At 69.9% G+C, this 12,037-nt stretch carries 10 protein-coding genes; 8 read left to right on the top strand and 2 right to left on the bottom strand.

The window, feature by feature from the left end:
• Positions 1-180 precede the first annotated feature (180 nt).
• The 8 genes from ACZ6O0_RS22065 (at position 181) to guaA (ending at position 7,592) form a co-directional block, all read left to right on the top strand.
• Complete coding sequence (locus ACZ6O0_RS22065) at positions 181-621, top strand: hypothetical protein (protein ID WP_465766829.1); 441 nt, start codon at positions 181-183, stop codon at positions 619-621.
• Entirely contained in the window at positions 618-1,562 is a 945-nt protein-coding gene (locus ACZ6O0_RS22060) for a zeta toxin family protein (RefSeq protein WP_465766828.1), read from the top strand. Before ACZ6O0_RS22065 ends, ACZ6O0_RS22060 begins: the two co-directional genes overlap by 4 nt.
• A 120-nt stretch (positions 1,563-1,682) precedes the next feature.
• Positions 1,683-2,954, top strand: coding sequence for an adenosylmethionine--8-amino-7-oxononanoate transaminase (bioA, locus tag ACZ6O0_RS22055; RefSeq protein ID WP_465767070.1), 1,272 nt, complete (start codon positions 1,683-1,685; stop codon positions 2,952-2,954).
• Positions 2,954-4,075, top strand: a complete 1,122-nt coding sequence (locus ACZ6O0_RS22050) for an 8-amino-7-oxononanoate synthase (RefSeq protein WP_465766827.1) — start codon at positions 2,954-2,956, stop codon at positions 4,073-4,075. The genes bioA and ACZ6O0_RS22050 overlap by 1 nt, the downstream gene beginning before the upstream one ends.
• On the top strand, positions 4,072-4,725 hold the full coding sequence (bioD, locus tag ACZ6O0_RS22045; protein ID WP_465766826.1) for a dethiobiotin synthase: 654 nt from the start codon (positions 4,072-4,074) through the stop codon (positions 4,723-4,725). The genes ACZ6O0_RS22050 and bioD overlap by 4 nt, the downstream gene beginning before the upstream one ends.
• On the top strand, positions 4,722-5,786 hold the full coding sequence (locus ACZ6O0_RS22040) for a cytochrome P450 family protein (RefSeq protein ID WP_465766825.1): 1,065 nt from the start codon (positions 4,722-4,724) through the stop codon (positions 5,784-5,786). Before bioD ends, ACZ6O0_RS22040 begins: the two co-directional genes overlap by 4 nt.
• Positions 5,787-5,821: 35 nt before the next feature.
• The gene (locus tag ACZ6O0_RS22035) at positions 5,822-6,019 is read left to right on the top strand and encodes a hypothetical protein (RefSeq protein ID WP_465766824.1); all 198 of its coding nucleotides are present in this window, start codon (positions 5,822-5,824) and stop codon (positions 6,017-6,019) included.
• Between the two features lie 10 nt (positions 6,020-6,029).
• Positions 6,030-7,592, top strand: a complete 1,563-nt coding sequence (guaA, locus tag ACZ6O0_RS22030) for a glutamine-hydrolyzing GMP synthase (RefSeq protein WP_465766823.1) — start codon at positions 6,030-6,032, stop codon at positions 7,590-7,592.
• On the opposite strand, the gene ACZ6O0_RS22025 is transcribed toward guaA, so the two are convergent.
• Both ACZ6O0_RS22025 and ACZ6O0_RS22020 read right to left on the bottom strand, forming a co-directional pair.
• Positions 7,593-10,223, bottom strand: a complete 2,631-nt coding sequence (locus ACZ6O0_RS22025) for a tetratricopeptide repeat protein (RefSeq protein WP_465766822.1) — start codon at positions 10,221-10,223, stop codon at positions 7,593-7,595. It abuts the gene before it with no gap.
• Entirely contained in the window at positions 10,220-11,977 is a 1,758-nt protein-coding gene (locus ACZ6O0_RS22020) for an HSP90 family protein (protein ID WP_465766821.1), read from the bottom strand. The genes ACZ6O0_RS22025 and ACZ6O0_RS22020 overlap by 4 nt, the downstream gene beginning before the upstream one ends.
• Positions 11,978-12,037: the final 60 nt, after the last annotated feature.

Here is a 12,037-nt window from a genome sequence, read left to right as displayed (position 1 = left end):
GGTCAGAGCCGTTCGCGGCTGGTCGTCATCCGTTGCGTTCAAGCAGACGTTGCCGCCCGGCGGCCGGTTCCCTCGCTGTCCGGATCGCCGGAAACGTACCAACGGCCGGGGTTCATCCGGTGTTCAGCAACGTGTGCCCGCGGTTCGGTCGTGACCCGGCTGTTCGGATACAGTCCGGGTGTGGTCAACGTCGCCGCCGTCAACGTGCTGGCCGAGCTCGGTACGGCGACCTGGACGGTGCCGAAGGCGATCGCGTACGAGACCGCGCAGGAAGGTGTCCGGCAGGCGATCGGCTACTACACCCAGCTGATCGCGGCAGAGGAGTCCGCCGCCTCGCCGGATGCCGCGGCGATCGCCGGCTGGCGGGCTGACCAGCAGGCGTGGGTGGCGCGCGGGCAGGAGCTCACTCCGCTGGACACGCGCGCGATCAAGCGCATCCGCGCCGACGCCGACGACCTCCTCAGCATCGAGGACCCCGACGAGGACGACGACGAATCCGATGACGAGGACGATCTCGACGAGGCGGACGACGCCGGCGAGGGCGACGACTTCGACGAGGCCGGGGACGTCGACGACGACGATCAGGTGGGCGGGGACGACGAGGTGCTGGGGCGAGGGTGACCGACGTGTGGGGGACCGGACCGGCCGGGGACGACGACCGCTACCTGCTGGACGAGGCGGAGAGCGGGCGGATCTTCCGCGACCGGATCGTGCCCGACCAGCTGACCGGCGTACCGCAGGAGCAGCCGGTCGTGGTGTTCGTCGGCGGTCAGCCGGGCGACGGCAAGGCCACGATCACCGCGATGGTCAAGGCGGTCCTGCGTCGCCGCGGCCGTCCGGTCGTGCTGAGCGCCACCGCCTACGAGCCGTACCACCCACGGTTCCACGAACCCATCACCGACGTACCGACTACCGCCGGCCGGTACGTCGAGGCCGACGGCCGCCGCTGGCTCGCACTGGCCGAGGACGTGGTGATCCGGGAGCGGTACGACGCGATCCTCGAGACCGAGCTCATCGACCCTGAGGAGTTCGCCGCCTCCGCGCGACGGTTCAAGGAGGCGGGCTTCCAGGTCGAGGTCGCGATCCTCGCGATGCACGAGGCACTCAGCCGGTTCGGCGTACTCGAGCGGCACATGCGCGCCCTGGAGAACTTCGGCTTCGGCCGGCTCGCGATGCAGAGCGTCCACGACGCCGGGTACGCCGGGGTCCTGCGAGCCGCCGAGCTGGTCGACCAGGAGGGCTGGGCCGACCGGATCGCCGTACTGCGTCCGGACGGGCAGCTGATCTACGGCAACCAGCGCGACGCCGACGGCGAGTGGCAGCAGCCCGCCCGGTCGGTCGAGGCGATCACCTGGGAGCGGGACCGCCCGTGGACCGTGGTGGAGTCGCGGCACTTCCTCGAGACCGCCTCGCACGTCGGGCGGATCGGCCTCGCCGCACCGGTGCAATGGATCCGGGACGAGTCACTCGACGGCGCCAAGACGGTGACCGCCATGGCCCGCCCACGACTGCACCCCGACGCAGTCACGTTGCACATAGCAACCGCCGGCACCCAGCTTTAGGAGATCTCCGCCACCCGTGCCCCCGGGTGCGGGCCGCAGCTATTACCGTGGTGGCTCCTCAGGATGGAGGCGGACACGGTGTCACAGTCGGTCAATGCACGGCTACAGCGGGATTCGGAGCTGCTCTGGCACCCGTACTCCTCGCTGACCGAGCCCTCGCCGGTGCGGCTCGTGCGCGGTGCGTCCGGCGTTCGGCTGCAGTTGGACGACGGGGCCGGCGGCGTGGTCGAGGCGATCGACGCGATGGCGTCGTGGTGGTGCATGATCCACGGCTACCGCAACCCGGTGCTGGACGCGGCGGTGAAGAGCCAGGTGGACGACTTCAGCCACGTGATGTTCGGTGGGCTGACCCACGAACCGGCCATCCGGCTGGCCGAGCGGCTGGTGGAGATCACGCCGGATCCGCTGCGGCACGTGTTCTTCTGTGACTCCGGCTCGGTCTCGGTCGAGGTCGCGATCAAGCTCGCGCTCCAGTACCAAGTTGCCCGTGGCAACAATGGGCGGACCCGGATGCTGACCGTCCGCGGCGGGTACCACGGCGACACGTTCGCGCCGATGAGTGTGTGCGACCCCGTGAACGGGATGCATTCGCTGTTCACCGGAGCCCTGAAGGAGCAGGTGTTCGGACCGCAGCCGCCGGCTGGGTTCGACCGGCCGGAAGGTGATCCGGAGCTGCAGGCCTGGGCTGCGGCCGTGACCGACCTTGCCGAGCGGCATGCGGGCGAGATCGCCGCCGTCATCGTCGAGCCGATCCTGCAGGGTGCGGGCGGTATGTATCCGTACAGCCCGGCCTGCCTCCGGATCCTGCGCGAGCTCGCGGACCGGCACGGATTCCTGCTGATCCTGGACGAGATCGCCACCGGCTTCGGCCGGACCGGCACGCTCTTCGCCTCCGAGCACGCGGGCGTCGACCCGGACATCCTCTGCGTCGGCAAGGCTTTGACCGGCGGTTATCTGACGCTGGCCGCCATGCTGTGTACGGCGGACGTCGCGCAGACGGTCTCTGATGGGCCGGGGGGCGCGCTGATGCACGGGCCGACGTTCATGGCGAATCCGTTGGCGTGCACGGTCGCGCTCGCGTCGATCGATCTGTTGCTCTCACAGGACTGGTCGTCCCGGGTTGCCCAGATCTCGGCCGGATTGTCGGCGGGGCTGGCTCCCGCGACGTCGTTGCCCGCCGTCAAGGATGTGCGGGTGCTCGGCGCGGTGGGCGTCGTACAACTCGGTGGGCCGGTGGATCTGCCGCGGCTGACCGAGGCGGCGCTGCGGCGCGGGGTGTGGGTGCGGCCGTTCCGCGATCTGGTCTACACGATGCCGCCGTACGTGTGCACCGATGACGAGGTCGCCACCATCGCGGCGGCGATCACGGGTGCGGTGGAGGAGGCCGGCTGATGCTCGAGGACTGGCTCGCCCCGAAGGCCGCGGCGCTGGAGTCCCGCGGGCTGACCCGCCGGCTGCGCGCCCGGGCTGCCGGCGAGGACCTGATCGACCTTGCGGGCAACGACTATCTCGGCCTGTCCACCGATCCCCGCGTGATCGAGGCCGCCGCTGACGCTGCCCGTGTGTGGGGGACGAGCTCGACGGCCTCCCGGCTGGTCACGGGTACGACCGCGCTGCACGAGGAGCTGGAGACGGCGCTCGCTGCTTATGTGGGCCAGGAATCGGCGCTGGTGTTCTCGTCCGGCTATCTCGCGAACCTCGGCGTGGTCACGGCGCTCGGCGGGCCGGGCACGCTGCTGGTCTCCGACGACCACGTCCACGCGTCGCTGGTGGACGCCTGCCGGTTGTCCCGGTCACGGGTCGAGGTCGTTCCCCACAACGACGTCGACGCGGTCACCAAGGTGCTTGCCGAACGCAACGAACCGTACGCGCTGGTGCTGACCGAGTCCGTCTTCAGCGTCCTCAGCGACGAGGCCCCGTTGGCCGCCCTCGCCGCCACGGCCGCCGAGCACAACGCCGTACTCCTGGTCGACGAGGCCCACGGCCTTGGCGTCACCGGCGCCGGTCACGGCTCCGTCCACGCCGCGGGCCTCGCCGGCCTCGACCACGTCATCGTCACCATGACGTTGTCCAAGGCAATGGCCTCCCAGGGCGGCGTCGTCCTCGGCCCGCCGGTGTTGAGGAACCACCTCATCAACCGCTCCCGCCCCTTCATCTACGACACCGGCCTCACCCCCGCCTCCTGCGCCGCCGCCCTGGCCGCCCTGCGGGTGCTGAAGGCCGAATCCGACCGCGCCGCCGCCATCCACGCCGCCACTGCCCGCCTGTCCACCGCCTGCAACGTCCCCACCCCGGCCGGCCCCGTCGTCTCCATCCCGATGCCCGGCCCCCGCGAGACCGTCCGCGCCGCGGAGTTGTGCCTGTCGGCCGGCATCCGCGTAGGCAGCTTCCGCCCACCCTCAACCCCCGACGGCACCTCCCGCCTCCGCCTCACCGCCCACGCCGGCCTGTCGGCCGCCGACCTGGACCGAGCCTGCATCGTCATCCCGCACGCGATCGCCGAGGTCTCATGATCACCCTCATCACCGGCACTGACACCGGCGTGGGCAAGACCATCACCACAGCGGCTCTCGCCGTCCGGGGTGGAGCAGTTGCTGTCGTGAAGCCGGCTCAGACTGGTGTGCTGGCCGACGAGCCTGGCGACCTCGCGGATGTCGAGCGGCTGACCGGACTCACCGCGTCGCACGAAGGGGTTCGGCTTCGGGATCCGTTGGCGCCGACCACGGCCGCTCGGCGTGAGGGGGTTCCCCTGCCGAGCGTCGAGGAGCACGCCAAGTTCATCGACGATCTGGCTTCCAGGTACGACACCGTTCTCGTCGAGGGGGCCGGGGGACTGCTCGTCGGACTGGATGCTGAGGGCAATGACATCGCGGACCTGGCCAGGCACCTGACCACGCCGTTCGGGTTTGTTGTGGTGGTGCGGGCTGGGCTCGGGACGCTTAATCATGCCAGGTTGACGGTCGAGGCGCTTCGGGCGCGAGGGCTGCCGATCGACGGACTCGTCATCGGGTCGTGGCCGGTGGAGCCTGATCTGGCTGAGGAGTGCAATCTCGAGGATCTGCCGGCGGTGACCGGGGTGCCGGTGATCGGGCGGATTCCGGCTGATGCGGGGCGGCTTGGCCGGGAGGCGTTCACGAGTGCGGCGCCTGGTTGGTTCGGATGACGGGGTGCCCGGCGCGGTACGACGAGGAGCTCGGGTACTGGGTTGTCGACGACCCGGCGTTGGCGCGGGAGGTGCTGCTGGATCCGGGGACGTTCCGGCCGGACAACGCCGTACTGGCGCATACGCCGTTGTCGGTGAAGGCGTTGCGGGTGTTGTCGGGGGTGGGGTTCGCGTTGCCGCCGACGCTGGCGAACAACGCGGGGGAGTCGCACCGGCCGATCCGCGCGGCGGTGGCACGGTTCTTCAGTCCGGCGCGGGTGGCGGCGGTGGAGCCGCTGGCGCGCTCGCTGACGTCCGCGCGGGTGGACGCGGCGATTACGGCGTTGGAGCGTGACGGACAGGTCGACCTGGTTCAGGCGATCGCGGCCGAGCCGCCGGCGCTCGTCGTACTCGAGATGCTGGGGTTGCCGGAGGTCGACGTACCGGCGTTGAAGGCGTGGAGCCTGGAGTCGCTGGAGCTGTTCTGGGGATGGCCGGACGAGGACCGGCAGTTGGAGCTCGCGCATAGTGCGGCGGAGTTCTATGCGTGGCTGAGATCGCGTACGACGGCCGCCCGGAAAGCGCCCGGTGACGACCTGTTCGGGGTGCTCGTCGGACTGGGCCTCACCGACGAGGAGGTCTGTGCCGTCGGCTACTTCCTCCTGATCGCCGGCCAGGAGACCACCACCCAACTCATCTCCACAGCCTTCCACCGCACGCTGGGCCGGACCTTTGAACCTGCAGAGGTTGTCGAGGACGTATTGCGCGAGGCTTCGTCGGTGCCGACTTGGCGGCGGGTTACCGCCGGGCCTGCGGTCATCGGTGGTGTTGAGTTGCCTGCCGATGCTCCTGTTCTTCTCGGGCTGACGGGGCATGGTGGGCCGGCGGATCTGGCGTTCGGGGTGGGGATTCATCGGTGTCTCGGGGCCGGGCTGGCTCGGCTGGAGGCGCGCGTGGCGCTCGAGTGTGCGGCCGATCTGCTCAGCGCCGTACGGCTGGTGGAGGAGCCGCTGATGATCGACCTGCTCTCGTTCCGGGCGCCCAAGCGGCTGAAGGTGACTTCCGTTCGTAACGCGGAGTAACACTGCGGACAACCGGCCGCGCTAGCTTCGGCCGGGTGAGCTTCCCACCTCGCCGCCGGGTGCGGCTGTGGTTCGGCCGGCACCCGATCGCGGACTACATCGGCGACGCGGCCTCGGCCGCCCGCCACGAAGCCGCCATGCGCCGCCGCTTCCCGGGCCTCGAGATCACCAACGACCCGGTGCCGGTGAGCCGGGGACCGGCGGATTACAGCCCCGCTGACCTGCACCGATAGGCTTTGCAAGGTGAGCCGGGAAACTGCACAGCATGAGTTGGTTCTGGTCGTCGACTTCGGCGCGCAGTATGCGCAGCTGATCGCCCGCCGGGTCCGCGAGGCCAAGGTGTACTCCGAGATCGTGCCGCACTCGATGCCGGTCGCGGAGATGCTGGCGCGGCAGCCGAAGGCGATCATCCTGTCCGGCGGCCCCCAGTCGGTGTACGCCGAGGGCGCGCCACGGGTGGAGTCGGCGCTGTTCGACGCCGGCGTACCGGCGTTCGGGATCTGCTACGGGTTCCAGGCGATGGCGCAGACGCTCGGCGGCGAGGTCCGGCGGACCGGCCTGCGGGAGTTCGGGCGGACGCCGGTGACGGTGAGTGAGCCGGGCACGCTGCTGGCCGGCATTCCCGAGGACCTCAACGTGTGGATGTCGCACGGTGACGCGGTGCACGCGCCGCCGGCCGGCTTCGCCGTACTCGCGGGGTCCGAGGGCGCGCCGGTGGCAGCGTTCGAGGATCTGGACCGGCAACTGGCCGGCGTGCAGTGGCACCCTGAGGTCCTGCACTCGCAGGCCGGGCAGGCGGTGCTCGAGCACTTCCTCTACGACATCGCCGGCTGTACGGGCGACTGGACGACGACCAACGTGGTCGACGAGCAGGTCGAGCTGATCCGGCAGCAGGTCGGCGACAAGCAGGTCCTGTGCGCGCTGTCCGGCGGTGTGGACTCCGCGGTGGCCGCAGCCCTGGTGAGCAAGGCGATCGGTGACCAGCTCACCTGTGTGTACGTCGACCACGGCTTGCAGCGCGCCGGGGAGTCCGACCAGATCGAGAAGGACTTCGTCGCCGCGACCGGGACCCGGCTGGAGGTCGTCGACGCGGAGGACCAGTTCCTCGGCGCACTGGCCGGCGTGACGGACCCGGAGCAGAAGCGCAAGATCGTCGGTCGCGAGTTCATCCGCACCTTCGAGGCGACCGCCCGCAAGCTCGACGCGGACCGGCACATCGAGTTCCTGGTCCAGGGCACGCTCTACCCGGACGTCGTCGAGTCCGGCGGCGGCACCGGCGCGGCGAACATCAAGTCGCACCACAATGTCGGCGGTCTGCCAGACGACCTGCAGTTCTCGCTGATCGAGCCGCTGCGCACGCTGTTCAAGGACGAGGTCCGTGAGCTCGGCATCGCGCTCGGCCTGCCCGAGACGCTGGTCTACCGGCACCCGTTCCCCGGGCCTGGTCTGAGCATCCGGATCATCGGTGAGGTGACGCGTGAGCGGCTGGACATCCTCCGCGCCGCGGACCTGATCGCCCGCACCGAGCTGACCGCGGCCGGCCTGGACCGCGACATCTGGCAGTTCCCGGTGGTCCTGCTCGCCGACGTCCGCTCGGTCGGCGTCCAGGGCGACGGCCGTACGTACGGCCACCCCGTCGTCCTGCGCCCTGTCACCAGCGAGGACGCCATGACCGCCGACTGGGCCCGCCTCCCGTACGAGGTGCTCGAACGCATCTCCACCCGTATCACCAACGAGGTCGACGAGATCAACCGAGTCACCGTCGACATCACCAGCAAGCCCCCGGGCACCATCGAGTGGGAGTGATCACTCGCTGAGCTTGGCCTCCAGGGTGGTGGCTTCCTGGGGGCGGCCTTGGGTGTGGAGGCGGTCTACCAGGAGCCAGCCTGCGCGGTACCAGGGTTCGGTGCGCTCGGTGAGGGTGGGGAAGAGCTGTTCGAGGTACTTCTCGTCGGGGCCGTGTTCCGCGATGAGGAGGCGGGCGTTGAGGTGCTGGTCTTCGTAGCCGCCGCGTTCGTAGTGGTCGGCGGCTTGGGTTGCCTGCTGTACGGCCGTGGCCGCGTCTCCCTGGTGGAGGGCGATCATGGCCAGATCCCAGTGGATGCCGGCGGTCTGGAAGATGACGGGCTGCTCGGCTGACGGCAGCGTGTCCAGGATCGGACGGGCGCTCTCGGCCAACTCGACGGCCCGGGCGAAGTCGCCGGTGTAGCGGGCGGACTGGGCCGCCAGGCGGAGTGCTTGCACCTGGTCGATCGGCTGCCCCGCGGCAGCGCAGTACGACGCTGCACTCAGGAACACCTCGACCGCCTCGTCGTCCCGGTCGAGCTTCTCGAGCAGCAGACCCTCGTCCTGCCGGACCATCGCCAGCCAGCCCGGATGCACGTCAGCGGGCGCCGACGCCTGCAACTCGCGCAGCTTGGTCAGTGCGGACTCCAACTCGCCCAGAGCCTTGTAAGCATCGATCAGTACGCCGCGCGCATCGGCCAGCTCAGCCTCACCAGTGAGTGCCGGCAACGCCTCCTCACCCGTTTCCGCAGCCTCCAACGGCCGTCCGGTCAGCAAGTACGCGCGGGCCAGGTCCAACTGACACAGCGCCACATGCACTTCCAGACCGGGCGTCCCCACGGCCAGCGCGACCGCCTCGGCCAGGTCCTCGGCTGCCTCCGCGGGCCGGTCCAGCTCGAGCCGGATCCGTCCACGCTGCCGGTGGGCGAACGATCGCGGCAGGTCGTACGCCGTACTCACGCCAAGGGTCGCGGCCTGCTCCGCCTCCTCCATCCGACCGAGCTGAGCCAGCAGATTGCCCTGCAGGATCGCACCGCTCGCCCTGAGCTCGTTGTCGATGTCAGTGCGCGCCAGCATCGCAGTTAGCTCACGTACGGCGTCGTCGAACCGGCCGGCCTGCGCGTACATGGTCGCGAGCGACTCCTGCCACCCACCGCGGCGGTGTGGATCGTCGTTCTCGACCAGCCGGCGCAATGGCTCCTCCCCGGTCGCCAGGCCCTCGTCGACCTGGCCCAGCGAGCACAGCATCCGACCGATACGGCCGCGGTCGCGGAGTACCCGGACCTCTTCGCCGAGCTCGGCGTACAGAGCCAGTGCCTCGCGCCACGCCTCCAGTGCGACCTCGGGCTGGTCCTGCGCGACCAGACCGCGGCCGTCGAGCACACGGGCCCGGTCGAGGGAAGTCCACTCGGTCTCAGGGACCTCCTGCTCGAACGACTGCCAGGCCGCGATCGCCACCTCCGGACGCGCACCCTGCCAGGCATCCTCGGCCCGATCCAACCATCCACGCCCGCTGGCCGGCGGGAGTTCCTCGGCAACCTCGGTGCGCACTTGCTGACGCAACTGGGCTCGCCGGGCCGTCTCCGACAGTGGCAGGTACTCCACCCACGGCTCGGCGGTCAGCGTCGCCCGGATGACGTCGCTGCGATGCTTCGTCCCGTTCCGCGCGTCGAACTGCGCCGCCAACTCCAGCGAGCGCGCAGCCAACCGCTCGGCCAACTCAGCCGCCGGCACCGACTCGCCCGGCTGCCGGATCATCAACCCACCATCGACCCGGCTGAGTGCGAGCGACGCGCCCGCCGCGAACACCATCTCCGCGTACGGCGACGGCGGATCGGCCAGCTCGGCAGCGTGCCGCTCGATCAGCTCGACGGCCTTGAGCTCGTTACCGGTCCGGGCCAGGAACACCACGTGGTCCGCGTGCTCGCCCAGCTCGCCGACCCGCGCCCGCAGCAGCCGGTACGCCTTCCGGTGCGCGTCCACCGCCTCGGAATACATGCCCTCGGCAACATACGCCGGGAGCAGCGCGGTCAGCATCTGCTGCGGCTGCTCCGCGCAGGTCAGCTGCCCGTCCAGCACACTCACCGCCAGCGCGACGGCGTCCGCCGTACGTCCGACGCTGGTCAGGTGGTGCACCTTCGACGTCGGGTCGCAGCCGACACAGTCCGACAGGTGGTCGCGCGGCGCGGTCGACCACAGCCGGAACTGCTCGGCCGCCGTCTCCGCGTCACCGATGTGGTGCGCGACCAGCCACCGGTGCTGGTGAACGGCGTGCATGCTGTGACCACTCAGCCGCCACCGCCGCTCCATGTCGTCCAGTACGGCGTATGCACGTTCCAGCGGCACCTCCGGGAACTTGCTCAACGTGCTCGGCGCGTACTTGAAGCACCAGTGGAAGGTGTGCGCGTAGTCCCGGTAGCGATCGGGCGCCGCGTCCCAGTCCGCCACACACCGCGCGAACGGCACCAGCGACTTCCGCGGCTCGCCACCCATCACATACGCCGTCACGAGCGACAGCCGGCTGTAGAACGCCAGGTCGTCCTCACCAGCCGCATCGGCGCGCCGTACGACGTCCTCCAGCAGAGCGGACCGTGCTTTCCCGTACGGCGCACTCTCCGCCCGCTGCAGCCGGTCGATCAGTTCCTGGTTCATCGGGTCGGGTCCTCCTGCGTCGGAACGGCCTGATCCAGCAGACCAAGGAAAGAACGGTTCACCAGTGCGGAGTCCGCCGGACTGATCGGGTGGTAGCCGAGCATCAGCGCATGTCCGTACAGGCCTTCCACCGCGAGCTGTGTGAGCTCGCGGTCGTCCAGGGACGCCATCCGCCGTACCAGGGGACTGCGGTAGTTCAGGACCAGCTGCGGACGGCTGTCGTCGTGGGTGTCGAGTGCACCGAGCACTTCGGACCAGAGCGCGTCCGCACGGTCCTTGGTGGCTCTGAGCTCACTGGCGAACTGCGCGGACCGGTCCACGAGGTAGAGCGCGGGCAGCCCGGCCGGCTCGAACGCCCGGACCACCACCTCGCAGCCGACCGAGTCGAGCGCGTCCTGGGCGAGCTGGACGAACGGGCGCAGCCGTAGCTCGGTGTCCGGGTCCAGACTGTCGAAGTTGGTGCTCAGCTCGGTCGGATCGAACCGGGTGATGACCAGATCCGGTACGACCTCCGGCAGACGCTCGAGAAGCTCGCTGTCGTAGGTGTAGCCGCCGTTCACCACAGTGATCTGCTGCGCGGCCGCCACTGCTGCCAGCTGACGGAACTCCTCGACCGTGGCGACGTACCGGATCTCACCGCTGCGCTCCTGGAGCTCGGCGGTCGTCATCCGGCCGTGGTTGGTCTCGAAACGCAGCCAGCGGTGGGCCAGCCGCAGCATGTCGTCGTCATGCAGTGCGAGTGCCTTCACCCCGAGCTGGTGGATGCCGAGGAACCGGTCCAGCTTGGCGGGGTCCGTGTTGCCGAGGCGGACCAGCCAGCCGCGCAGTTGCGCACCCAACGCCTCCCGAGTGGCTTCGAGGTTGCCGTCGTCGAAGAGTGCCTCACGGCTCGCGGTCGGCCGCAGCTCGGACGTGTCGATGACCGCGCGGACGAAGAACGCCCAGTCGGGCAGGAGTCCTTCGACGTTCTCGGCGAGCAGCATCCGCTTCAGATACACGCGATGCGTCGGCCGCTCGGCCGGGTTGGCGGCGAACGGCAGGACGAACGCGACACCGGTCAGCCCGGCCGCCGGATTGTTCAGGTGGATCACGTCGAACGGTGTGAACCCGAGCTTGTCCTGCGCATAGCCGAGGAGGTCGGCCCGGCTGCCTTCCCAGGGCGCCGTGCCGTCGGTGACCGGCTCACCGTCGACGCGGATCTCGATCGGCAGCAGTGCGCCGAACAGACGGATCAGCTCGACGACGGTGGCCTTCTTGTACCACTGCTCGGCACCGCGTCGCGCCTTGAGGGTGACCGTCGTACCCGGCTCGGACCGGTCCGCCGTGGTGGCGATCGTGTAGCGGCCGTCCGCCGTACCGATCCAGTGGGTGGCCGGGCCGCCCGCCGGTTGGGTGAAGACCTCGATCTCGTCCGCGACCATGAAGGCCGACAGCAGCCCGATACCGAACTGGCCGAGGAACTCGGTCCGGGCGAAGCCGATCTCGTCCCGCTTCGAGCTGCGGCCGATCGTTGCCAACAGCTCGCGAACCTCGTCCGGCGTGAGGCCGATGCCGGTGTCGGAGATGCTCAGTACGTCGTCGGCCGTCCGTACGTCGATCCGCTGCGGCGCCCCGGGGTCGGTGGCCCGGCGCGCGGTGATCGCGTCGACGGCGTTCTGCAGCAGCTCGCGCAGGTACACCCGCGGGCTGCTGTACAGATGGTTGCTCAGCAGGTCGACGATCCCGTGCAGATCGACCTGGAAGTTCTCACTCACCGATTCCCCTTCCCCATGGCGCCGGAACAACCTACGGCATCGCGGTGTCCGGCGCCCGGG

This window comes from Kribbella sp. NPDC048837, assembly GCF_055586945.1.
This window is presented reverse-complemented; position numbering and strand designations above follow the sequence as displayed.

Bases quoted from the DNA above. Each gene is read 5' to 3' on its own strand.
- bioD (WP_465766826.1), top strand. From the start codon at position 4,072: ATGATCACCCTCATCACCGGCACTGACACCGGCGTGGGCAAGACCATC.
- ACZ6O0_RS22050 (WP_465766827.1), top strand. From the start codon at position 2,954: ATGCTCGAGGACTGGCTCGCCCCGAAGGCCGCGGCGCTGGAGTCCCGC.
- ACZ6O0_RS22040 (WP_465766825.1), top strand. From the start codon at position 4,722: ATGACGGGGTGCCCGGCGCGGTACGACGAGGAGCTCGGGTACTGGGTT.
- ACZ6O0_RS22025 (WP_465766822.1), bottom strand. From the start codon at position 10,223: ATGAACCAGGAACTGATCGACCGGCTGCAGCGGGCGGAGAGTGCGCCG.